The organism is Pseudoalteromonas sp. PAR1 (assembly GCF_947311895.1).
GTDB lineage: Bacteria > Pseudomonadota > Gammaproteobacteria > Enterobacterales > Alteromonadaceae > Pseudoalteromonas > Pseudoalteromonas lipolytica_C.
Map to the genome: position 1 here is coordinate 72223 of NZ_CAMZMY010000018.1, position 23221 is coordinate 95443.

Consider the following 23221-nt stretch of genomic DNA (forward strand, 5'->3'; position numbering starts at 1 on the left):
AATTACCGCTATTAACGTATTAATTTGTTTATTTAAAAGGAGTATAAGCGTGCAAAAATCATTAAAACTTTTAGGGGTTATATTTATTACTGCGATTATTTCGGCCTGTACTGGCGTGCCGGATGACATCAAACCCGTCGATAATTTTGAACTAGAAAAATACACAGGAACTTGGTACGAAATTGCACGTCTGGATCACTCATTTGAAAGAGGCTTAGAAGGTATTACTGCTCAATACTCGATTAATCCTGATGGCACTGTAAAAGTCATCAATAAAGGCTACAGCGTTGAAGATAAAGCATGGCAGCAAGCAGAAGGAAAGGCGAAGTTTGCAGAGCAGCAAGACATAGGCCACCTAGAAGTATCATTCTTTGGGCCATTTTACAGCTCTTACGTGGTGTTTGAATTAGACAAACAGGATTATCAATACGCTTATATCACAGGCTACAACAAAGACTATTTATGGTTTTTGTCGCGTACACCTACTGTAACAGAACAGCAAATGCAGGATTTTATAAATACAGCTAAACAGTATGGCTTCAAAACAGATGAACTTATCTATGTTGACCATAAAAACCTGTAAAGGGGCTTTACAACTGTCTTGGAAATATCACGAATTTGCAACACAACTGTAATGGACATTATGCAAACTATGCATCGTTAAATTGAAGCAACATGTGATCCCCCAATTTAATCCCCTGCTTGGGTAGGCAATGCCTACCCATTTTTTTTATATCATTTCGATTAATTAAATATTATTGCCGGTTGATATCAGATCAGCATTTTACTAACTAGACTATAAAATCATCACTGAAAAGCCACTTAACAGCAAAACAGACATAGTTAATACACTGACATACTTCACCCAAGAAACGGTAAAACTGTATAAAATCATTAGCATAACTACACTTAATGCCATATAACCACAAAACAGCAGAGCACCATAACCACCATCATTAAGCACACTAAGCAGCAAACTTAGTAAAATAGTGATCCAGCCACTCATCAAAAAGCTATGCCGCTGTTTTTCGGTTAATTTCTTTTTAAACACATCACGAAAATGATTGAACTTTGCAAGTGCAAAACAATTAAACCCCAAAAAGCAGAGACTAAATTGCAGTAACTCCATCATCCTTGTTGCTCCTTTAACAGCCTGTTTTTATTTGATTTAGCCTTATTTATCACGGTTTTATGGCTAGGTATTTTTTTGCTTTGTAGTAAAAACAGCAGCCCAGCACAAATAAACGCACTATCGATACCGAATAAAGCCCACTGTTTAGTTAGTAAATACGTGATCCAATTACCATCAGTCGTCAGTGCATTTACCACCGGCACTAAAAAGCAAGCTATGGCATTAAGCCATGCACTATAGCGCCAATGATGTTTTTCTCGGCCGCTCACAGCGATAATTAGCATCGCCAGCCAAGCTAAGAAAAACACGAGTATTTCTTTATCGGCACGCTCAGCTAACTCTAAAGGCAATAAACGGTTAGCAATAAAGAAAGCTGCTGTAGCAAAAGGTAAGCCCATCAGTGTGGCCAAATTTAGTGTCTCAACCAGCTTCAAGCCAAAGCTTGGTTGTTGGTCAGATTTTTGTCTCTCACGAAGGCGTTTTGCCCACATAATGCAGCCTGTAGCAATCATGGCACAACCAGCTACGCCACAGAAAAAATACAACCAACGCAGTAAAGGCTCCGCTAAGCGACCACTATGCAATGCGGTCATTGAGTCATAAAACTGCGCTGAAGCGCTCCAATCCTCACCAGAACTTGCTTCTAGTTCGCCGGTAACGCCATTAAATAAATAACGTGGTCCGTTATCTACAACATCTTTACCGGTTGCTAAATAAACCACTATTTGCGAGGTCGCTGTATTGGCATTTCTTACAAACACATAGCTAATGTCGGCATTTGGTGACTTAGTATAAATCTGATCTAACACCTCGTTAATTGCAATCAAGGGGCGCTGCTCTTCACTAGGCTTTGCACGTTTGTTGATGGGTAAAGCTTCTTCAAACATTTGCTTCAAGCCATCTTCATATACAGTTTCAGCAGGGTAGGGGAACAACATAAATATGAGAGTGATAATCCCCGTATAAGTGATCATAATATGAAATGGCAGTGCCAGTACTGACGAAACATTATGTGCATCAAGCCAACTACGGCTACCTTTGTTTGCTCTAAAACTAAACATATCTTTAAAGATACGCTTATGGATCACGATGCCAGTAACCAGTGCTACCAGCATAAATAATGAGGCTAAACAAACAATTATACGTGCAGTAAATACATCGATGTAATGTAAATCAAAGTGCAAGCGATAAAAAAAGTTGCCTCCTTTTGTATCGCGAGGCGCTGGCAATTGCTCTAAGGTATTTGGGTCTAAATGCGTATAGTTAAAAGGCGCTCGGCGCTGGCCTGGCTGTTTAGGCTCAGCATACCCATATCTTAAAATAGGATTACGCGGCTCAGGTAAGTTTATTCGCCAAGATAATGAATTAGGTGCCTGATGTTGTAATTGTGCAAACACATAATTAATTTGCTCGGCTTGAGACTGAACACGTTGCACTTGGTGCTTTACATGATGCGTTTCTGGCTCAGCCCAAATAGTGATTTCATCTTTGAAAAAGCTGATAGTGCCTGCAAAAAATATCAAGAATAATAACCAGCATACCAATAAGCCCACCCAGGTATGAAGCCATGTCATGGAGCGGAAAAAACTCTCTTTCATAGCCATCCCTTAATAAATGAAAGGGCCAGCAATTGCCCACTAGTAGTTAGTAAAATAGTGATCCAAACAGTCTTTAAAGACTTAACGGCAAACACCCAAATAAACACGCAACAGTAAAAAAATACCGAGAGAGTCGTGGTCAACAGCACGCTGTCGAGTTTATTAAGAGGTAGTAACACAGCTAATAATGAAATAAGTACACTGGTAAAAGCGTAACCCCCCATGATGGCTGCAACAAAACGCAAAAACACAGCGACACGATAAGAGAGGCTCACAGAGCGCTTTTTAGCTGTATTTTTAGGGCGATTGCCTGCCATTGCATCTAATGATTGAGAATGCATGATAATCCCTTAGAAAATAACACAAGAAGAAAAACCCGTATTATATCGCCGGCAAACAGAAAAGATAGTAGTTATCATTTGCATGCACGTATTAAATACTGAAACAAAACCAACTAAGTCGTTATGTTAGTAAAATAATGATCTGCTAGCTTTGTTCTGTGCAATATCATATGGTGTTAAGTAAATAAAAAGGGAGTTGCAATGAAAACGATAGGCTTAATCGGAGGCATGAGTTGGGAGTCTACACAAAGTTACTACCAGCTTTTAAATCAAGGCATTAAAAATAAACTGGGGGGGCTGCACAGTGCAAAGATAGTGCTTGTCAGTCTCGATTTTGCCAGCATAGCAGCGCTACAACAGCAACAAGATTGGCCACAAATGGCCGAGATACTCATTAAAGCAGCCAAACAAGTTGAAGCTGCTGGCGCAGATTATTTATTAATTTGTACCAATACAATGCATAAACTAGCAGAGCAAGTACAAGCAGCCGTTGCAATTCCTTTGTTACACATCGCCGATGCAGTTGGTGAAAACCTGATCCAACACAACTTTAAAAAAGTGGCTTTGCTGGGTACCCAGTTCACTATGGAACAAGACTTTTATAAACAACGCCTAGCAGATAAATTCGCAATAGACGTGTTAATCCCTGAGGTTCAGGGGCGTGAAACAGTGCACCGCATCATTTATGATGAACTGTGTAAAGGCATAATCAAGCCAGAATCCAAAGCTGAGTATTTAACTATTATTGATAAGCTAACTCAGCAAGGTGCAGAAGCGGTTATTCTTGGCTGCACAGAAATAGGATTACTAGTACAACAATCCGATACCTCAATACCATTACTTGATAGTACAGCAGTTCATTGCGCTATGGCGCTTGAGAATAGTTTAAAATAGGAGCAGATTATGTCGAACCACCATAGCTTAAATTATGTTGAATTTGCCGCCAAAGATTTAGCTGCAACAAAAGCATTTTTTCATCAGGTTTTTAAATGGCAATTTACCGATTATGGCCCTGAGTACACGGCTTTTAGCGCTGAATCTGCGGGTCTTGATGGCGGTTTTTATCAAGCGCCATTAACTAGCTTAACCAGTAATGGTGGCGCGCTACTAGTGCTTTATTCAAATAATATTAAAGACACTCAAGCGCAGGTAGAAAAACATGGTGGCACGATTATTAAACCCTTGTTTGATTTTCCTGGAGGCTGTCGTTTTCACTTCATAGAGCCAAGTGGTAATGAGTTAGCTGTTTGGTCAAAACAAGCATAGATCATATTTTTACTAACTGATGAGTACTCAATCGTTATTACAACAAGTTAGTAAATGCGTGATCTGTGAACCGCATTTACCACTTGGGGCACGCCCTGTTATTCAATTTAACCCACAAGCTCGCATTTTAATTGCCGGTCAAGCCCCGGGGATTAAAGTACATGAAAGTGGCAAACCATTCGATGATGCAAGTGGCCAAAGGCTTCGCTCTTGGCTTGGTGTAACGAGCGATGAGTTTTACGATGACTGCAATTTTGCTATTTTACCGATGGGCTTTTGCTACCCAGGCAAAGGCAAGTCTGGCGATTTACCGCCAAGAAAAGAGTGCGCTGTAGCATGGCGTGAAAAGCTCTTAGCGCAGCTCAATAATATTGAGCTCACCATTATCTTAGGTAAATACGCGCAGGCATATCATTTGCCTCACACTAAGCAGCTCCCCTTAACTGAGTTAGTAAAATCGTGGCGTGAATATTGGCCAAGTTACTTGCCACTGCCCCACCCAAGCCCTCGCAATAATATCTGGCTGAAGAAAAATCCGTGGTTTGAGCAACAAGTATTGCCTGAGCTTGGTAATAAAATACGTACAATTTTAGCAAGGTAAAAAATGAAAAATACCTTTTTTGCTGAACACGGCTATTACCATGTAAAGGGCCTTTACACAGAGAGTGAGCTTAGCAAGGTAAGACCTATTCTCGATAAATTTCATCATCATTGGTTGCAAGAAAACCAAGGCTTTTATCAATCGAAAGGGATTAATAGCTCAGGATTGACTGGCGCCGCATGTTTAAGTACTGAGGAAAAGTGTACTCTTTTTGAATTTATCTGTGCCGATACATTATTAGAACAGGTTAAAGGCATTGTTGCTGTTCCTCAGTTTATGAATACTCAATTATTCTTTAATCCTTACAACCCCAAACAAGCAAACTATTGGCATCGCGATATGCAATATCACTTAGAGCTTGAAGCGCAAAAGGCAGCACTTTGCGGCCCTGAAGTATTGCATTGCCGCGTTGCTTTTGAAGATGAACTGGGCATAGAGCTAATACCGGGTAGTCATAAAAATTGGGATTCAGATGAAGAGTTAGCAGTTAGATTAGAGCAGCAGGGTGCTCGCAATAGTGACTCATTGACTCGCGGTAAACGTGTAGCACTCAAAAAAGGTGACTTACTTATATTTTCGGCAAATATGATCCATCGTGGCTTATATGGCATGAATCGTTTTGCCCTTGATATTCTTTACTTTGAGCGGCACCCTAGCCTTAATGAGTTTGTACAAACTGGATTTTTACCAACTGCAGAACAAAAGCAGCAATTAAAAAACGCGATGGTATTTGAGTAAGCAAAAAAAAGCGGCTACTTAGCCGCTTTCTTTATTTTATTGTGCTGTTACTGCAACATTGCAAACAATTCTTTTAACTGCGGCATGTATTGCTTAACTAAGTTAACGTTACTTTCGCTTACATCCACTGTTGCAGTACTTGCTTTAACACCTTCTAAAGCACCCACCATTGAGCGAGTCCCCGCATCTGATGATGATGCCGTTAAGCTCTGTAAACCACTCATTGCTTGATTTACACGTTGCTTGTTCTCTTCTGACATTCCCGCTTTAAGGTTTTCTAAATACGCCATTGATACCTCTGAGCCAACAGTAACTAACTGTTCTGGCGTAAACCCGTATTGCTTGGTTAACGCTTCAAACTCAGTATAAAGCTCATGCTCTTTAATGTGACCTAACGCATTCATAACTGACGAACTATCTGCACTTCCTAGCATACCACTTAGGTCAACAGTATTCAGTTCTGGCTGGTTTTGTGACCAGTTAACTACAGCAGGTAATGCTTTAATGTAACGCTGTAATTGGTTCTCAGTTATATCTTCAGCGAGACTTGAAAAACTCATTGCAAGTAAACTGATTGAAAAAAGTAGGGCTTTCATGTGGATCTCCTTTCGTTCATATTTGTCGCAACTAGCATGAATCAAAGGGCAATTATACTCAGCTAATTACAAATGTTACACTTGCATTTTTATCACAGCTAACTGAACCTGATGTTAATTATTTCTAATACTGTCACTATCGATGAATGGGAGCTCGACTTTAGCGCAATTCGCTCACAGGGTGCGGGCGGACAAAATGTCAATAAAGTTGCCAGTGCTATTCATTTACGGTTTGATATAAAACGCTCTAAGCTACCTGACTTTTATAAACAACGTTTACTTAATTTAAATGACTCTCGAATCACCAAAGAAGGCGTTATAGTCATTAAGTCGCAAACACATCGAACTCAAGAATTAAATAAAGAAGACGCACTTAATCGATTAAAAGAATTGATCATCAGTGCTACTCAAGTACAAAAAAAGCGAAGGGCTACAAAACCCACCAAAAGTTCTCAGCGGAAACGCATGGATAGCAAAACAAAAAGGGGACAAACAAAAGCATTAAGGAAAAACATCGATATATAACTTTATTGTTAACAGACCGCTCAAAAAGCAAACAAAACTGTAAAGAAGTGTAACGTGTTAACAAAGTTAATTGATGGTTAACTCCACTAATACTATAATATTCATACTATCTCACTTATTTGCAAGGAGCCGCTGATGGGTCTCAAAACACACATTGTTGCGTCGTTAATGATAACGCTGTCAGCGCTGCCAATCACCAGCCACGCTGTTGATTCTTGGCAAGCCGGAAGCGCTTACCCGCAAGGAAGTGAAACTTGCTACAATGAAATTCTTTACAAAGCTAGATGGTGGGCAACGCCTGGTGAAGAACCAGGTAGTTCACAATGGGGGGCATGGGTCGCTGATGTCGCTTCAAAAACATGTGTAGAGAGCGTCGTTAACAAACAAGAAAACCTACTAAAATCGTTACCGACTATTATTGAAAATAATCAGAAAAAAGAGAGCTCAAATTAGCTCTCTTTTTTAATGATTTACTAGTCAAATGTATGGTGACGAGTTACTTCAAAACGATTAAGTAAGTGATGCATTACATAGACCGCACAAAGACTTACTAAAATTGCCACTGACACCGACGAAAATCGATATAACGCGCTGTATACCAGATCTTGGCCCGGCCCTAATGATTGACCAAACAAAATGCCAAATGTGGTGATAATACCAAAACCAACACCCGGAATACCGCCAGCAATAATGTGATAACGACTAAAAATAAAAGTCAAAATCCATAAAATTAACGCCGGAAATATCAAAATATCGGTATGGTTATACAAAAATAACTGTGCCACTAACGCTAAGTTACATCCAATCAATGTACCTATCGCACGTTGCCATGCAGCCATACCTGCCGCTTTCCAGCATAACGAAAACAAAATCAGTACCGACGCTGCTTGAGCTGAGATTGAATCTTGTAAGTCAAATACCTGAAATACAACAAATGACAAGGTTGCTACGGTTGAACAAAGTAATACTTCATGACGCACACTTTCTTTTGCTTTTTCTGGCATAACCCGACCTTGGCGTGGTGCAACATCAGGAAATAAACCATGCATTAGCATCGAGAACACCACAGTAACCACAACAGCAACGGCATTGCTAATGATCAACGGATAAATACTTACCCCACCACCGGTATAGGTCGAAAAGTGCAATTGAATCGACAAACTCACCACCGTTGTGGCACCAAATAAAAAGTTAGCGCCACGGCTCATTTGATAAAACAAAAAAGCAAATGCGATAAAGCTCATCATCGTCATAACAACAGGCAGGTGTGCAAATAGACCTTGCACAACTAGTACAAACAGTGCACTAAACACCGCGCCTGCGTAAAACTGACGAATAATATGCATGTTAAGCACGGGTACTAAACCGAGCAATAACATAGGGTAAACTGTAAAAAAGATGCCATTAGGCCAGTTCATCAATTTTGCCAGTGCAAACCCTAATGCTGAGCCCGTGGCAATGCGAAGCGCTTGGCGCAAACCATTACCATCGAGTTGCAATACTGACATAACTTACCCTGCCTTAGTAAATAAAGTGCAGAACACTGATGAAGCGAATTTGCATGCTCGCAAACCAGCTGCCTATGCTTGAGTCAGGCAAAAGCTGAACAGTTGCACGCGCACCACTTGGAAATTTAGCTAACATCTGGTGTTCATCTAGTTGGATATGAATACGTTGGCGCTGTGCATCACGTACCCAACGATTACTACTTTCAGTAGCACTGAGCAAACCGTTTGCATTAAGCTGACCATCACTTACACCTGCTTCAAAGCTAATAATTTTGCCCGTAAACACTTTGCCCGGTAGCGCATCAAAGCTTACTTTTGCAGTGCTACCAATTTCTACATGAACCAAAGACTTTTCACGAAAATCTGCCACTAAATCAGCTTTATTAGCAACAATCGCCATTAGCGGCTGGCCCTTATTTGCATAGGTACCCGGTGTTACTTGTAGGTTGGCTGTTTTACCGTCGGTATCGGCTGTCACTGTGGTATACGACAGGTTTAGTTTCGCTTGCTCAAGCTGGTTTTGGGCATGGCGAAGCGCTAAATTATCATCACCTATTTTACCGCGTGCTAATTTGGCCTCGCTAAGCTGGGCTTCAATCGCAGCCACATTTGCCTTGCTTGATTGGTAGTTCGCATTGATTGTTTCGTACTCTTGCTCCGAAATAGAGCGCTTTTTCAATAACGACTCACCGCGCTCAAATAAAAGCGTTTGTTCATGCAGTTTTGCCTGTGCAGCCGCAAGCTGAGCTTCTATTGCCTTAACACTGCTATCTAAACGTTGGTTTTGTAGTTTCGCATCATCATAAGCGAGTTCTGCCTGCTGAACGGCAAGCTTAAAAGGCTCGTCGTTAATCTTAAACAAGGCTTGCTGCTTTTCGACAGCTTGATTGTTGGTGACTAATACGTCAGTCACGCGCCCACTTACTTGCGGGGTCACTTGCACAACAGGGTGATAAACACGGGCCTGCGGTGTGACAGGCATGTACAGATCGGCAATCACAAAATATAAAAATAAAACAATAAAACCCGCTAAAGAGATTTTTACGTAACGGGCAAATTTTTGATCCGGTGTCATAAGGTTACTTATCTCCTGAATAATGACGGATACACTGACGGGCATTTTGCTCCATCTGAATTAAACCATGCGCCATCGTATCGAGTTGCTCTGTGGTTAAGTCAGCATAAAGGTGCTCTTTCACATCAGCGATAATCACCTGTAATGTGTCTAACAATTGTAGACCTTGCTGTGTGAAGTACAGACGTTTACTGCGTTTATCGTCTGCATCAGCTTTGCGAGCAATAATCTCTTGTTGCTCAAGCTGCTTAATAGTGCGAGTTAACGATGGCATTTCAATGCCCAAGCTATTTGCCAACTCTTGTTGGGTGCAACCTTGGTTTAGATGAAACAGGTGCATCATCGCGGTCCAACGAGATTGAGTAAGCCCCAAAGGCTCGACCGCCAAGGTGACAGCATCGCGACATAAACGATGCACACGGCCCATACTGCCGCACAGTGTTAAATCAAGAGTTTCGTGAAAAGGGGGAGTGGAAGACATAATGCGCTCCATTTACTTAGCATGCTAACTATTTTAATATAGTTAGCATGCTAAGTAAATGTTGATGCAATTAATAAAACAGATAGCTATGTTCGATAAAAGCGAACAACCGCAAAAGTTATGCGACGAATAATACTATTTTGCAATTAACTCTTTGATATGGCTTTCATAGAGGTCTAATTTATCAGCAACAAATCCTGTATGTTGGAACCGTACTAAGCCCTCTTTATCGATTAAAAAACTACTAGGCATTCCTTTAAGTTGGTATTGCCTGCCAATAACAGCATCAGGGTCGTAAATAATAGTAAAGTTCACTGCAAACTCAGCTAAAAACGCATCGGCATCACTGCGCTCAACATCAATATTTACAGCTATCACTTCAAGCCCTTGCTGTTGATACTTGTTCTGCATCGCTATAAACCAAGGAAACGACCGTCGACATGGACTACACCAAGATGCCCAAAAATCGAGTAACACAACTTTCCCTTTATATTGGCTCAGTAGTTTAGACAATTGCTGCTGACTTGCAGTTAAAGGAGCAGTAGAAGATTGCTCTGCCATAGCAGCAGAGCTCGTTAATAAAAGAAGTGCAATTAAGATGTGTTTGATCATTGATAATTTAACAAGTTCGCAGGTGAATATTGGTCAGTGAGTACCTTGGTATCCGCGGGCCAATCTTGATTACCCTTAGTATAAAACAAATGTTCACGCAGTAACTGCAAATCAACATCGTAAGGGGTTAACTTATTTGCGAGTTTATTGGCGCGCTCGGCTAATTGTTGCTGGCTAGGCATAGTCTCGAAGCCTGCCAAAATAATGCGATTAGAGTTTTCATCGGTCACAACATTAACAAAGTCACCAAACACATCAAAGTAAGTTGCCGACTCATGCTGGTACAATTTACTCGATGAAAAAGTATTTGCTGCAACAATGCCGCCATCAGCCAGTATACTTTTTACTTCTGCAAAAAATTCCTTAGTGAGAAGGTGCTCAGGGATATAATCGCCATTAAAGGCATCAAGAATTATCCAATCGTACTTTTGCTTTTTAAGTGCAGCGCGTTTGATAAAAATACGGCCATCTTGCACTTTAGATGTCACATTATCGGTTTCTACAAAACTAAAATAATCACGGGCGACTTTTATTACTGCAGGGTCAATTTCGACATTTTCGATACTCGCTTCAGGATAAAGCTCATGTATAGTATTAGAGAGTGAGCCACCTCCCAAACCAATGATCAATACATTCTGCGGGTTATCAATAAATAGTAGGCTTGCAAAGGTCATTTTGGTGTAATTAAACACCAGCTTTTTAGGCTTACTTTCATACATACAACTTTGCGTACTTTTACGAGTTTTTTCGTTGAATTTTAAACACAGTAAGTCGCCAGACTTCTCAACTAAGATATTGCGATAAAGCGAGCGCTCTTTATGGATTACTTCAGCCAACCCGCTAAAGGGCAGCACTATGAGCAAACAAAGTATTAAGACTCTAAACATACAGTACGCTCCTTTATTTTTATTTGACTAACAGCTATTGCAAGCAAACCAAGCGCGCCTAATACCGCTGCAAAGGTTTTAATAATGTCGTTAACATCAAAAGCTAGCACCATATAAAAAGACGTAATAATCGTGCCAAGAGCGCTTCCTAGGGTGCTCACAAAATACAAACCACCGGCAACCTGACCACTTTTTTCATGATCGGTAACCAATAATCGCACTGAGTAAGGTGAGATCATGCCGAGTATTGTTGTAGGGATAAAAAACAACGCCGTTGATGCCAGTAACGAGCCATAACGGCTGTCTTCAACATGAGTGAAAATAAAGGTCATAATTGGCTCAGCAAACAGTACAATTGGCACCACCATAATGCTCGCAACAAAGAAAATAAGACCGTATTTAGTTAACGAAGGATTGCGAGTAGAGAGCTTGCCGCCAAGCAAATAACCGATTGATAAGCTCAGCATAAATACAGTGATAATACTGCCCCATATATGCACACTACTACCAAAGTAAGGCGCTAAAATTCGCCCGCCTAAAAGCTCAATTCCCATAATACAAAAGCCGCTACTAAAGGCTAGAAAGTAGATAAGCGCATTGATTTTATTCATTAAACACCCGCTGATTTTGTTGTTATTTTACCCATCTTAACCTGATGCTGATAAGGATGCCATGACTGTTTTTTAAGCTGTAAAGGCCGTTTACAAAATGATAGCTAACGAAATAAATAGTAAAAAAGGCTAGGTTAAAGTACGCATGCTCTGGTATTTTAACGGGAACAAATAAGCAAAGATAAATGCAATGGATCAGCAAGTAACACACATCAATATCGACAACCCTACGACCTTATTTGGCCTCAAAGTTCGCACTAGCAATATAAACGAATTGAGTGGCGAAGGTGCCAAAATTGCAGGCTTATGGCAGCAGTTTTACACAGACATAGCGCCCAAATTAGCGCCATCTAGCCAAGTTTATGGCGTGTACACTCATTATGAATCAGATGTCACAGGGGAGTTTGATGTATTTGCGTGTACTGACCTGCAAGTCACTTTGCCAGAGATAGAACAAACGACACTCGCCACAGGTAACTACCTTCGCTTTAGCGGCAAAGGTGCAATGCCACAAACCGTTATCGATGTTTGGGGTCAAGTTTGGCAGTACTTTAGTAATGAACAGTGCTCGCATATTCGAGCATATAAAACTGACTATGAGTTTTATAAAAGCAGTGAAGAAGTTGAAGTATTCATTTCAGTTGAATAACACTAAACCCATTTTTTAGTGTAAAGCCCCATTACAGATAAAGCCGCTTATTGCGGCTTTATTGTTTGCTTAATTGGCGTATCTCAGCGCTAATTGTTCTGCTTTAGCATAAGCATTAGTCAAAGAGCGTTGATGTCTTTGGTCGTTAAATTCTTGATACTCACAGGCAATTTCATCAATATGCTGCACACCTAAATACTTACTCAAGGTTTTAATGTGCGGCACTAAATGGCTCATACTCTCGCGTATACCACCGACCTCAAAGCCAAACTCACCCGTTGAGGTTATAACCAGCAAACGCTTACCTGTTAACAATGGTTGCAAAGGAAAATCCCCCCGCTGCAAATCAAAATCAAACGTTTTATTTATCCTAACGATTTGATCAAACCATGCTTTTAATTGCGCAGGCATGCCATAGTTATACATAGGCGTTGATATCACTATGGTATCAGCCTTAACCAACTCATTTATCAATTCATCTGATTCGGCCAGTACTTCTCTTTGCTCAAGTGTTAACTTGCTGGCTGGCGTAAACACAGCACCAATCCAAGATTGATTAATAAATGAAGGTGGATTCATTCCAACATCACGATAAATATACTCAGCTATAGCATTGTTTTGCTGTAAATGATTTACAAATTGCTTAGCAATATTTTTAGAGATTGAATCGTGATTAGGGTTTGCATTTTTAGCTGAACGCACACTAGCATCAATGTGTAGCAGAGTAGTCATAGTAAATACCTCATTAGTTAATGAGTTGGTATCATCAATAAATAAGGGATATTTAACAAACGAGTTATTATTCACTATAAGTAAGTTATACTCATCTATAAATTTAGGTGGGTTTAACTATGCATATATCATTACAAGCTTTAAAAGCCTTTGAGTCAGCTGCGAGACTAGGTAGCTTTAAAGCAGCCGCCGCTGAGCTTGCGATTACACCTACAGCGGTATCGCACCACATTGCGAACCTAGAAAGCCGCTTAAATACTGACTTATTTCATCGCGAAGTGAGAAAGATTACCTTAACTGCATCAGGCGAGTACCTGAGCCAAAACACAACTAGCGGCTTTAAGCTTATTTTTGCGGCAATAGAACAATTGAGCCAAGCACATAACCAAGTACGAATCACCACAACATCATCTCTAGCAGCCCTAAGATTAATACCCGCTTTAGATGAGCTAAATAGCGAAAAACCACATTTAAAGCTCGATATATCAACCAGTGAAACTTTAGATAAGCAACTGCATACCTTGCCTGTTAGGCTAGGAAATAGTGAGGAAGTAAACAAAGCAGATATCATCAAATATGAGCGCTTTGATATGTTTGCGGCAAACGCACAACAAAGCGCCCCTTGGCTTGATAAACAGGTTACTTTATACACCAGCCAATGGAAAAATAATGCCCTACCAGCCCCACCATTAACGCAGTGGCTCAAAGTAAATAACCTAAGTGATTCATGTTTCAAGGTAAAAACATTCGATCAAGAGCTGTTTGGTATAAATCAGGTGCTCGCCAATAAAGGTGTGGTGTTTTGCTCAAAAACCTTAGTACAACCTTACCTAGATGCAGGGTTACTAACATCGTTTAATAGCCAAGATGTTGAATCAAAACTGTGTTACTACATTCCCGAAAAATCTCGCTTCGAAACAGCAACGCATAACGTTGTGATTGAATGGCTTGAGCGCTTACTGAATTAATGATGTACAAATAACCATCATTTAAGTTACTGTGGTTTTGTAACTTTTAGTCACCAATAAGGATGTTGTTGTGTATAAATTACTCTTATCTACCTGCTTATCTCTCGCTGTTTTTTCTACTAGCGCAGCAAAAATTATCGATGATGAACGCGTCACAAAAGAAACAGACTGCTTCACAGGCATCTTTGCTGACTATGATTCGTGGCACCAATTTATAGCGCAAAAGAATAAACGCAAAGCTAAAAACGAAGAAGCATACTTAAAGCGCATAAAAGCCTTTGAACAAACCTTTCCACAAAGTATGTTCGATAACTTTAAAGCGAATTTAACCTGCCATATTTTTAAATATCAGGTCGATAATGTTGAGGTGCTTGGATATATCATCAAACCTAAAGTCACCAAGAACAAGCTCCCAGTATTAATTTATAACCGCGGCGGTAACGGTAATTTTGGCAATGTTTATTTTGCTGCAATGATGCGCAATTTATTTCCTTTAGCAGAGCAAGGCTTTGTGGTTATCGGCAGCCAGTACCGCGGAACACTAACAAAAAATGATGATTTAGATGAGTTTGGTGGCAAAGATGTGAACGACGTACTTGCGCTTATTGATTTTATTCCGCACGTAGCAAGTGCAGATGAAAACCGCATTGGCATGTTAGGAGTAAGTAGAGGCGGCATGCAAACCCACCTTGCGATGCAACACACAAACAAGATTAAAGCCATTGCAACCATTGCGGGGCCGACCGATTTAGTCAAAGAGCTTACGTTTAGACCTAACATGGAAAAAAACGTGTATGTGCGCCGTATCCCCAATTATAAAGAAAACAAACAAGCAGAGCTTGAAGCACGCTCTGTTATGAACTGGGTTGATAAGCTATCGCCTAAAGTGCCCATATTACTTATTCATGGCAGTGACGATAAACGAGTATCGGTCGAGAACTCAATTCAATTTGCCAAAGCGCTAGAAGCGCATCATATACCCCATAAACTCGTGGTGTATGACGGTGACAACCACTTTTTAATGAACCATAAAGAACAACTGGAAACAGAGCTAGTTGATTGGTTTAACAGCTATTTGTAACTTTGTTTTGAAACTAAAAAGGGCCAAACAAGGCCCTGTTTAATCATTACTTAGCCATATCAAAATGATTAAACGCCCCATCTAGCGCACTGCGAACGGATTGCTCTGCGTTTTGTTCATGGTCAGCTCCTTTGTTGATGTGGTGCTGCCAGGTAAGGTCGTTTGGTGCATGCTTTTGAAGAGCATTCACTAAGCCATTAAATGCACCGGTTATGATTGGATTCTCATCACCACCTAATGTGACATAAAAATAGTGAGTGCTGCCTGCTGTATTAGGTAAGCTTTTACTGAACTGTTTTACGACAACATTATCGTCATACCAAGCCGCAGGGCTAAAAGCAAAGTATGCATTAAATAACTCTGGTTTAGTAACCATGGTATATAACACAAAGCTACCTCCCGCCGAAAAACCTGTTAATGTGCGCTCCCCGCTAATACGGTACTCTCCCTCTAAATAGGGTATTAGCTCTGTTTCAATAAACTTTAAAAACACATCAGCTTTACCAAATATTTCTCGTTGATTTTGATTAATTGGGCGACCTTCTATCGCCACATCCTTACGGGCGTAAGGTGGCACTAAATCACGATTTCGTGTGTCATGCCAAAACAGGTTCGGGATGGCCACGAGAATAACCTCATGCTTGTCATCAGTGCTTTCAAGAAAACTTAAAGCGTCATCCCAAGTATCAAGGTTAAAATTGCCGTCAGTTTTAATTATGAGCGGATAAGCTTTGTTAGGGTTGTAGTTTTTGGGCAAGCGAATGAAAACTCGGCGCATTTCTGAAAGCGCATTCGACTTGATATCTATATCAATAAAGCGTGAACTATAGTGCTGTTGGTATTTCATCGCGATATACAAGCCTGTAGCTAACAAAACAAATGTAATAAGCCAAGCTAGATACTGAAATCTAAATTTTAGTAATGCCATTTTATATCCTTAATCAATAACTTAATGACACTACTTCAATTATAAATATTAGTTAATAAGACAATTGTAACAGGGTATTAGTTAGCCTCTTTCACCGACTTAACTGTGATACAAGATATTCATTACACACTTCGCTCGATAATCCAATAGCTCGCAGCCGCCATTGCCAGCACTGATAATTTGCTTCAAACATTTGATAGCTTTCATCTAATCGCTTTCTTTGTGTAACGGGGGTTTACAGTTTGCATAAAAAAACCGCAGCTTAACGTCTAAGCTGCGGTTTTTAACTAAAGCATATTTACTTATTGAGTAGATGCTTTTCGAAGAAGTTAGCCATCATAGTGTGATAGTGCAGGGTAGTGCCATCACCTTCACGTAGACTGTGAGAACGGTTCGGGTAAGAGAAAAACTCGAACTGTTTATTGTGCTTAACTAATTCGTTAATTAAACGCTCTGAACCTTGGTAGTGTACGTTATCATCTCCGGTACCGTGGATCAGTAGCAACTTACCTTGCAGGTCTTTTGCAAAGGTGAGCGGAGAGGTGTTGTCGTAACTTTCAGGATCGGTATTTGGGTTCCCCGCATAGCGCTCTTGATAGATGGTATCGTACAAGCGAATATCTGGCACTGGGGCAGAGGCAATACCCACTTTATATTTATCACCATGGCGGAATAACAAATTAAGCGTTGAACTACCGCCACCTGAGTGACCCCATACACCAACACGGTCGGTATCAATGACATCCCAACGTTTTGCCATTGCATCAAGGGCGTCAACTTGGTCACGCACGGTAATAGAGCCTATTTTTTTGTAGATAGACTTACGCCAATCTCTGCCTTTTGGTGCGCGCGTGCCGCGGTTATCAACTGAGGCAACAATAAAGCCTTGCTGAGTTAAATACGACTTGTATAAGTAACTGTCGCCTTCCCAGCGGTCTTGAACTGTTGAGCCCCATGGCTCACCGTAAACATAAAAGACGATTGGGTATTTTTTGCTTTTATCCATATTCGCTGGGAACATGATGTAGCCATCAAGCTCAACACCATCACGGGCATTAACTTTAAAGAACTCGTGAGTCGGTAATTGTTCAGTCGCTAATTTCTCTTTTAATGCTTTGTTCTCAACTAAGGTTTTCACATTACTGTGATCGCTTACTTTGATGATCTCTTTCATTGGTGGCGTGCCAAATTTAGAGAAGGTATGCATCGCCCAAGAGGTGTCTTTAGACATGTAATAGCTGTTTGAACCATCAAATGACTCAGGCGTTACGCGCACCGGTTTAGAGCTACCATCAAGCGAGGTACGGAATAAATAACGCTGGCCAGGATCATCCGGTGATGCAGTAAAGTACATAACGTTTTTATCTTCGTTGAGCGCTAGCATATCAATGATGTCGTACTCGCCCGGTGTTAAATCAACAACCGTTTTACCATCGCGAGATACACGGTATAGATGACGCCAACCATCACGCTCACTGTGCCAAATAAAGAACTTACCGTCTTTTGACCAGTTTGCTTTATAAAACCACTCAATAAAAGCATCGTCTTTATCTTCAAGAATTTTAGTCAGCTGCTGTTTTTGCCAGTCGAATAACCAAACCTTGTTGTGGCTTTGCGGACGGTTAAGATCTTGGATCATCAAAGATTCACCAGTGCCTGCCCAGCTAATACGTGGAATATAACGATCGCGATTATCGCCACCTAGTTCAGCCCAGCGAGTTTTCTTGTCGCTAAGACTGACCACACCCACTTTAACCGCAGAGTTCATCTCGCCGGCTTTTGGATACGGAAATTCTTTAAGGGTAGGGTAGAGATCATCGGTGTTATTGATCATGGTGAAGTATTTAACGCCACTGGTATCAAGCTGCCAATAGGCAATTGATTTGTTGTCTGGACTCCAGCGGAAACCATCACGAATGGTAAATTCTTCTTCGTATACCCAGTCAAAATTACCATTAACAATGGTGTCGTTACCATCAGTGGTTAAAGCAGTCACAGCCTTGCTACCCACTTTTTCCATGTAGATATTGTTATCACGCACGTAAGCTACTTTTGAGCTATCTGGTGAGAACTTAGCAAACATCAGCTTTTTCGCTTCGATGTTTTCGCCACCTAACTGATATAGCGAATCAGTTTCGAGGTTTAAAAGCCAAAAATCACCACGGCTACGTGAGCGCCACACTTGCTCGCCATTGGTAAAAACCATCAGCCATTTACCATCTTTAGACCATTGGTAGCTTTCAACGGTGAGTGGCTCTTTATCACCTTTGGGAATTAATTTTTCGTAGCTAACAAGTACCTTACGACCCGTGCCATCGGCGTTATAAAACACAATATCATTGCCTTTTACGCCGTGCTCATCGTCTTTAGCTTTGTCGTCTTGGTTGTTTTTATCGCTTTCGCGCTCTTCAAGTACCGTATAACCAGTACCATCATCGAGCCACGTAAAATAGGTGCTACGCTCAGCTTTAAAGTCTTTTTCTTTATAAATTTGTTCAAGCGAGAGCGGATTAGCCGTTGCGTTCACTGTTGCTGATGGCGTGCTCGCTTGCTCAGTACTTGAGCATGCTTGCAAACCTAAACCCGCAACCACAGCAAACGCAAGGGTTGATGTTTTTATTAAGTTCATTTTGTTGTTCCTAGGTTTTAACTTACCTAGCGTACCAAAATAAACTTATAAAATCTGAGCTTTTATCGTGTTATCAGGGGGGTTGAACTTAAACTCAATCGTCCCACAAGAACATACTGGCTTGCTTGTTGGCAATACGTAGTTCGTAGATATCACTACAAGGGCGCATCGCCGCACCATAGCAAACATGTAACGGCAATAAGTGCTCTTCACGAGGGTGACTAAAACGCGCCGCAGGGGCCATTTGCCACTCTAATAACTTAGCTTGTCGCTGCTGCTCACTCAGCTCAGTATTGCCACATACATCGACTAACCATTGCTCAAAAGCGATATTTTGCGCTTTAATTTCAGCTGTTTCAGGCGTGAAAAATGCGCGCATATTATGAAAAGTAAAGCCAGAACCAATGATCAATAAATTATCGTAATCAAGCTGTTGTAAAGCCTCACCTATCGCTAGGTGTAAGCTTGGCTCAAGGCTTGGATGTAACGACAATTGCACACAAGGTATATCTGCCTCTGGATACATAATTTTCAAAGGCACATACATACCGTGATCAAAGCCACGAGATGGGTTTAATGTGCTATCGATATTAGCCTTTGCCAATGCTTGATGTACTTTTTCGGCAAGGGCTGGTTCGCCAGGACTTGGGTACTCAATACTGTAAGCAGGCTCTGGAAAACCATAGTAATCATAAATTAGCTCAGGAGCAGCGCTCGAAGTGATGCTAATTGGGTTCGCTTCCCAGTGTGCACTCACCATCAAAATAGCAGACGGCTTTTTAATTTTTGCTGCAATAGACTGCAAACAAGTGACCATATCAGCATGACTTGGATCGCCAAGTAAAGGCATAGGACCGCCGCCATGTGAAACAAAGAAAACGCGTGGCTTTTGCATAAATGTGCTCCTTAAATATGCTTTTCATACCAATTCGCTTAATTAAGTAGTCTATTTTGAGGCAAAGAAACCTCGTTGATAGCAAGGCAAAAATTTCGTTATTTAGTTGTTCTAACTCAGAAATTTTTAACGCAGGTAGCGACAGGTTTAATCCCTCAAAATGATTAAGTATTATTGCGGATTGGTATATCTATAGTGCACGCACAGAGATACAATAACTAGCCACAAAAACGCACAGCTAGGGTGTGAATTTACACACCACTAGTTTGTAAGTACTAACTTAGAAGCCAAGCAACGTTCATGGCGGGGACTTGCCCTCTTAAGCCACCTTCTAGAGGCTCTTTGCACAGTAATGTTAGTTGATAAAAAGCATCGTAGTGCTGATGTAGCTCATCGGCGACCACACTAAACGGCGGGCCCGAAAACTCACTTTGCTGATACTCAAATACCACCACTAACTGTTTTGCCCTATTGGTCAACTCTAGTAAATGTTGGGTATATCGAATGCGCATCGGCTTTGGCAGCGCAACTAAAGCGGCACGGTCATAAACCGCGTTGATAGTGCCAAGTTCATTCGCGGTAAGCGCAAAAATATCACCTACCCAAACGGTTAGATTTGCACCTTGGTAACGTAATAGTTCGCCATGTTGGCTAATTTCGGGTTCAAGCTTTAACTCATCAAATAACTGCTTAATGGCAATTTCACTAAGCTCAGCCCCTACAACACGCATACCTTGCGCTAGCAAATAATGAATGTCGTGAGTTTTTCCGCACAGTGGCACAAAAACAGTATCGCCTTGCTGTAAATTTAAGTTAGTAAAATACTGATCTAGATAACGATTAACGTCTCCCTCGTGAAAACCTATTTCGTTATTTTCCCAACGTTGATGCCAATGCGTTGCGTCCATTAGTTGCTCCTAAAATGTTTCAATAAAAACATGATAACTAATTACAAAAGTGATAAAAATAGCAAGATAAACAAACTATGATTGCATAAATGAGAACATGATTGACGATATCGCTCTATTCATACAGATTGTTAAACAAGGTGGCCTGAGTAGCGCAGCTGAAAGTTTGTCGCTACCTACCGCGACAGTATCAAGACGCTTACAACGACTTGAGCAACGCCTAGGGGAGCAGCTATTAAACCGCTCAGCAAGGCAATGCACGTTAACGCAAGCAGGGGAGGTGTATTTTCAAAGTTAGGTTGAATTAATTGAGCAATTTGAACAAACCCATCGCCAGCTTAATGAGCAAAAAGCACAATTGTCAGGAAAGCTTAAAGTTTTAGCACCTCTGAATATTAGTCATGGTTTCTTAAAACCAATGTGGCTCGCATTTACTAAACAGTACCCCGATATTCAACTTGAGCTGCTGCTTAATAATCAACTTGAGGATCTGAGTAAAAGCCAAGCTGATATAGCGATAAGAGTAGGGCCACAGGCAGATTCTATGCTTCATCAAAAAAAGTTAGGCAGTGTTGATACTTTATTTGTAAGCACTAAAGCATACCTTGATTCGGCACCTGCCTTAGAAGAGCCAGCTGATTTAAAACAGCATAGGTTAATTGGCACCACACTAAGAAATAAATGGCAGTTGACCAATATACAAACGAATGCAACTTATAACCATATGTGCCGATTTGCGAGCACTTTTAACGACACTGGATTTGTAAAATACTTAGTTTGTGATGAGCAAGGTATCGCTTTGTTACCTCGGTTTGAGGTAATAGATGAATTAAAATCTCAGCAACTAGTTCAAGTATTGCCACACTGGCGAGGCGAAAACCGCGACATTTATGCGATTTGGCCAAGCGCACGTTTGCTGAGTAAAAAGGCTGCCTGTTTAAAACAGTTTATTACCGACTACATTGCTGAAAAATTATAAAGTCTGCCATTGATACTCCATCTGTTTAGCAGTCAACAAGGCGTGTTCGTAGCTAATAAACTCAGCGACTAAAGCCAAGCTCATATCAATGCCAGCAGAAATACCACCTGAACTGGTAAACTTACCATCAGTGACCCAACGAGTATCTGCAATCACATTGAGATCAGAAAACATAGCAGCCAGCTCAGGTTGATCTTGCCAATGTGTCGTGACATTTTTACCACTTAAAAGCCCCGTTTTAGCAAGCAAAAACGCCCCTGTACAAACACTCGCAACACGCTTGGTGTTAGTGGCTGTGTTTTTTAACCAAGCAATAACCTCTGCTTTTTCTAGCTCTCGTGTATGATCACCTCCAACCACAACAAGTAGATCAAGCAAAGGGCAGTCAGCAAAGCTGTAATGGGGGTTTACACTATAACCACCGCGGGCAAGTACAGGCCTATCATTTTCAGCAATTAAACTCACTTGCCAGTCATTATTCGCTAGACGCCTGGCAGTACTAAACACCTCAAATGGGCCTGAGAAATCGAGTACTTCAGCATCATCATAAATGTAAATTCCAATATTCATACAATTGTTCCTAATAACTGGATTTATTTCTCAAGCAAAAAATCGTACTATGCGATTTTCGCAGTCCGTTAATAACATATTATTAAACTGAGCGCGGTATAGAAACAAAACTTTAAGGCATTGTTAATGCGTTTATTATTATTACTGACAGTATTGCTTGTTGGCTGTAAAACAACAGAGCATGCAGTGAATGAAATCAGTGAGATATCGCCGGGCACAATTTACTACAAAGGCGAAACTTCCAAAAAAAGTGTCGAAGATTTTGAAAAACTATTAGTTAGTAGCCGTAACCAAATAGATACCTTAGTGATCAATAGTGAAGGCGGCGACGTTATGGCCGGCCTACATTTAGGAGGCTTAGTGCATGAGTATCAACTCAATGTTGTGGTACGCGAGCTTTGTGCATCGTCTTGCGCTAATTATGTACTTACCGCTAGTCCACATGTACTTGTTGAAGAGCAAGCCGTTATAGGCTGGCATGGCGGCTCATTACAGCCACTATACGTGCCTATGGAACAGCCTCCTGAAGTTGCTAGCTATATTGCAAAATGGCAAACCGCAGAGCGACAATTTTTCGATATCATCAATGTTGAACAAGCCGTTACTATCATAGGGATGATGCCAGGCATTACCGAGAAACGTGATTCAGCTATGTATAGTTACGATGCCCAAACTCTAAAACGTTTGGGGTTACATATAGAGTTTGCAGGTGCGCAAACGGGGATGTCAGCAAGTGGCGAAAAAGTAGCGCAAGTATTCGAACTTGAGGAGTCTGTTCTTAACCACTTTTTAATGCTCAACGATATTGTTTCAGCAGAACTAATTAACTAATACCATATATGGACTATCTCCGATTGCAAGACAGTAATTGATAGAATTTCAAAGTTCATTGCTGCCATATATTCGGCTTT

At 40.8% G+C, this 23221-nt stretch carries 30 protein-coding genes; 13 read left to right on the forward strand and 17 right to left on the reverse strand.

Features of this window, described 5'->3' with window-relative positions; translation table 11 throughout:
• Nucleotides 1–49: 49 nt before the first annotated feature.
• A complete protein-coding gene (locus QL229_RS14970) occupies nt 50–583 on the forward strand; it encodes a lipocalin family protein (RefSeq protein ID WP_135926660.1) in 534 nt (177 codons plus the stop codon).
• A 213-nt stretch (nt 584–796) separates the two neighbouring features.
• Here QL229_RS14970 and QL229_RS14975 read toward each other — a convergent pair whose 3' ends face one another.
• From QL229_RS14975 to QL229_RS14985, 3 genes are read right to left on the reverse strand one after another with little or no spacing between them, the layout of a single operon-like run.
• Entirely contained in the window at nt 797–1132 is a 336-nt protein-coding gene (locus tag QL229_RS14975; RefSeq protein WP_135926659.1) for a DUF3325 domain-containing protein, read from the reverse strand.
• The gene (locus QL229_RS14980) at nt 1129–2730 is read right to left on the reverse strand and encodes a PepSY-associated TM helix domain-containing protein (protein WP_281547127.1); all 1602 of its coding nucleotides are present in this window, start codon (nt 2728–2730) and stop codon (nt 1129–1131) included. Before QL229_RS14980 ends, QL229_RS14975 begins: the two co-directional genes overlap by 4 nt.
• The gene (locus tag QL229_RS14985) at nt 2727–3071 is read right to left on the reverse strand and encodes a hypothetical protein (RefSeq protein ID WP_235382006.1); all 345 of its coding nucleotides are present in this window, start codon (nt 3069–3071) and stop codon (nt 2727–2729) included. The genes QL229_RS14980 and QL229_RS14985 overlap by 4 nt, the downstream gene beginning before the upstream one ends.
• A gap of 201 nt (nt 3072–3272) precedes the next feature.
• Here QL229_RS14985 and QL229_RS14990 point away from each other — a divergent pair, with 201 nt between their 5' ends.
• The 4 genes from QL229_RS14990 to QL229_RS15005 are packed head-to-tail and all read left to right on the forward strand — an operon-like array spanning nt 3273 to nt 5676.
• The gene (locus QL229_RS14990) at nt 3273–3965 is read left to right on the forward strand and encodes an aspartate/glutamate racemase family protein (protein WP_138556514.1); all 693 of its coding nucleotides are present in this window, start codon (nt 3273–3275) and stop codon (nt 3963–3965) included.
• A gap of 9 nt (nt 3966–3974) precedes the next feature.
• Nucleotides 3975–4337: a VOC family protein gene (locus tag QL229_RS14995; RefSeq protein WP_138556515.1), complete on the forward strand. Its 363-nt coding sequence runs from the start codon at nt 3975–3977 to the stop codon at nt 4335–4337.
• A gap of 19 nt (nt 4338–4356) precedes the next feature.
• Nucleotides 4357–4938, forward strand: coding sequence for a uracil-DNA glycosylase family protein (locus tag QL229_RS15000; RefSeq protein WP_138556516.1), 582 nt, complete (start codon nt 4357–4359; stop codon nt 4936–4938).
• 3 nt (nt 4939–4941) lie between these two features.
• Nucleotides 4942–5676, forward strand: a complete 735-nt coding sequence (locus QL229_RS15005) for a phytanoyl-CoA dioxygenase family protein (RefSeq protein ID WP_138556517.1) — start codon at nt 4942–4944, stop codon at nt 5674–5676.
• Between the two features lie 47 nt (nt 5677–5723).
• On the opposite strand, the gene QL229_RS15010 is transcribed toward QL229_RS15005, so the two are convergent.
• Entirely contained in the window at nt 5724–6272 is a 549-nt protein-coding gene (locus QL229_RS15010) for a short-chain dehydrogenase (protein WP_135926653.1), read from the reverse strand.
• Nucleotides 6273–6383: 111 nt separating this feature from the next.
• Between QL229_RS15010 and arfB the strand changes: the two genes are divergently transcribed.
• Together arfB and QL229_RS15020 are read left to right on the forward strand one after the other, a co-directional pair.
• Nucleotides 6384–6797 (forward strand): alternative ribosome rescue aminoacyl-tRNA hydrolase ArfB, encoded by a 414-nt coding sequence (arfB, locus tag QL229_RS15015; protein WP_135926652.1) that lies wholly within the window; start codon nt 6384–6386, stop codon nt 6795–6797.
• Nucleotides 6798–6932: 135 nt separating this feature from the next.
• Nucleotides 6933–7250 (forward strand): hypothetical protein, encoded by a 318-nt coding sequence (locus tag QL229_RS15020; RefSeq protein WP_135926651.1) that lies wholly within the window; start codon nt 6933–6935, stop codon nt 7248–7250.
• 20 nt (nt 7251–7270) lie between these two features.
• Here the strand turns inward: QL229_RS15020 and QL229_RS15025 are convergent, their stop codons facing one another.
• The 6 genes from QL229_RS15025 to QL229_RS15050 form a co-directional block, all read right to left on the reverse strand.
• A complete protein-coding gene (locus tag QL229_RS15025) occupies nt 7271–8305 on the reverse strand; it encodes a DUF2955 domain-containing protein (RefSeq protein WP_135926650.1) in 1035 nt (344 codons plus the stop codon).
• A gap of 13 nt (nt 8306–8318) precedes the next feature.
• The gene (locus QL229_RS15030; RefSeq protein WP_135926649.1) at nt 8319–9380 is read right to left on the reverse strand and encodes an HlyD family secretion protein; all 1062 of its coding nucleotides are present in this window, start codon (nt 9378–9380) and stop codon (nt 8319–8321) included.
• Nucleotides 9381–9384: 4 nt separating this feature from the next.
• On the reverse strand, nt 9385–9861 hold the full coding sequence (locus tag QL229_RS15035) for a MarR family transcriptional regulator (protein WP_135926648.1): 477 nt from the start codon (nt 9859–9861) through the stop codon (nt 9385–9387).
• A gap of 135 nt (nt 9862–9996) precedes the next feature.
• The gene (locus QL229_RS15040) at nt 9997–10473 is read right to left on the reverse strand and encodes a TlpA disulfide reductase family protein (RefSeq protein ID WP_135926647.1); all 477 of its coding nucleotides are present in this window, start codon (nt 10471–10473) and stop codon (nt 9997–9999) included.
• Entirely contained in the window at nt 10470–11360 is an 891-nt protein-coding gene (locus QL229_RS15045) for a fused MFS/spermidine synthase (protein ID WP_138556518.1), read from the reverse strand. Before QL229_RS15045 ends, QL229_RS15040 begins: the two co-directional genes overlap by 4 nt.
• Nucleotides 11345–11971 carry a fused MFS/spermidine synthase gene (locus QL229_RS15050; protein WP_281547128.1) on the reverse strand — a complete coding sequence of 209 codons (627 nt, stop codon included), beginning with the start codon at nt 11969–11971 and terminating at the stop codon, nt 11345–11347. The genes QL229_RS15045 and QL229_RS15050 overlap by 16 nt, the downstream gene beginning before the upstream one ends.
• Nucleotides 11972–12161: 190 nt before the next feature.
• Between QL229_RS15050 and QL229_RS15055 the strand changes: the two genes are divergently transcribed.
• Nucleotides 12162–12620 carry a GyrI-like domain-containing protein gene (locus QL229_RS15055; RefSeq protein ID WP_138556519.1) on the forward strand — a complete coding sequence of 153 codons (459 nt, stop codon included), beginning with the start codon at nt 12162–12164 and terminating at the stop codon, nt 12618–12620.
• Nucleotides 12621–12689: 69 nt separating this feature from the next.
• On the opposite strand, the gene QL229_RS15060 is transcribed toward QL229_RS15055, so the two are convergent.
• Nucleotides 12690–13352, reverse strand: coding sequence for an NAD(P)H-dependent oxidoreductase (locus QL229_RS15060; RefSeq protein WP_138556520.1), 663 nt, complete (start codon nt 13350–13352; stop codon nt 12690–12692).
• 119 nt (nt 13353–13471) lie between these two features.
• Here QL229_RS15060 and QL229_RS15065 point away from each other — a divergent pair, with 119 nt between their 5' ends.
• Together QL229_RS15065 and QL229_RS15070 are read left to right on the forward strand one after the other, a co-directional pair.
• Nucleotides 13472–14320, forward strand: a complete 849-nt coding sequence (locus QL229_RS15065; RefSeq protein ID WP_138556521.1) for a LysR family transcriptional regulator — start codon at nt 13472–13474, stop codon at nt 14318–14320.
• A gap of 70 nt (nt 14321–14390) precedes the next feature.
• The gene (locus tag QL229_RS15070) at nt 14391–15401 is read left to right on the forward strand and encodes a prolyl oligopeptidase family serine peptidase (protein ID WP_138556522.1); all 1011 of its coding nucleotides are present in this window, start codon (nt 14391–14393) and stop codon (nt 15399–15401) included.
• A gap of 46 nt (nt 15402–15447) precedes the next feature.
• On the opposite strand, the gene QL229_RS15075 is transcribed toward QL229_RS15070, so the two are convergent.
• The 5 genes from QL229_RS15075 to tmpT form a co-directional block, all read right to left on the reverse strand.
• Entirely contained in the window at nt 15448–16329 is an 882-nt protein-coding gene (locus QL229_RS15075; RefSeq protein ID WP_138556523.1) for an alpha/beta hydrolase-fold protein, read from the reverse strand.
• A gap of 298 nt (nt 16330–16627) precedes the next feature.
• The gene (locus QL229_RS15080) at nt 16628–18958 is read right to left on the reverse strand and encodes a DPP IV N-terminal domain-containing protein (protein WP_138556524.1); all 2331 of its coding nucleotides are present in this window, start codon (nt 18956–18958) and stop codon (nt 16628–16630) included.
• Between the two features lie 94 nt (nt 18959–19052).
• A complete protein-coding gene (locus QL229_RS15085) occupies nt 19053–19853 on the reverse strand; it encodes a class III extradiol ring-cleavage dioxygenase (RefSeq protein WP_138556525.1) in 801 nt (266 codons plus the stop codon).
• On the reverse strand, nt 19777–20043 hold the full coding sequence (locus tag QL229_RS15090; protein WP_138556579.1) for a CcdC protein domain-containing protein: 267 nt from the start codon (nt 20041–20043) through the stop codon (nt 19777–19779). The genes QL229_RS15085 and QL229_RS15090 overlap by 77 nt, the downstream gene beginning before the upstream one ends.
• A gap of 85 nt (nt 20044–20128) precedes the next feature.
• Nucleotides 20129–20761, reverse strand: a complete 633-nt coding sequence (tmpT, locus tag QL229_RS15095) for a thiopurine S-methyltransferase (RefSeq protein WP_138556526.1) — start codon at nt 20759–20761, stop codon at nt 20129–20131.
• A gap of 97 nt (nt 20762–20858) precedes the next feature.
• Between tmpT and QL229_RS15100 the strand changes: the two genes are divergently transcribed.
• Both QL229_RS15100 and QL229_RS15105 read left to right on the forward strand, forming a co-directional pair.
• A complete protein-coding gene (locus QL229_RS15100; protein ID WP_281547129.1) occupies nt 20859–21059 on the forward strand; it encodes a LysR family transcriptional regulator in 201 nt (66 codons plus the stop codon).
• A 60-nt stretch (nt 21060–21119) separates the two neighbouring features.
• Nucleotides 21120–21740, forward strand: a complete 621-nt coding sequence (locus QL229_RS15105) for a substrate binding domain-containing protein (protein ID WP_281547130.1) — start codon at nt 21120–21122, stop codon at nt 21738–21740.
• Here QL229_RS15105 and QL229_RS15110 read toward each other — a convergent pair.
• Nucleotides 21735–22310 (reverse strand): DJ-1/PfpI family protein, encoded by a 576-nt coding sequence (locus tag QL229_RS15110; protein ID WP_138556528.1) that lies wholly within the window; start codon nt 22308–22310, stop codon nt 21735–21737. The genes QL229_RS15105 and QL229_RS15110 overlap by 6 nt on opposite strands.
• Nucleotides 22311–22436: 126 nt before the next feature.
• Here QL229_RS15110 and QL229_RS15115 point away from each other — a divergent pair, with 126 nt between their 5' ends.
• Nucleotides 22437–23141 carry a hypothetical protein gene (locus tag QL229_RS15115; RefSeq protein WP_138556529.1) on the forward strand — a complete coding sequence of 235 codons (705 nt, stop codon included), beginning with the start codon at nt 22437–22439 and terminating at the stop codon, nt 23139–23141.
• The last annotated feature ends 80 nt before the right edge of the window (nt 23142–23221 follow it).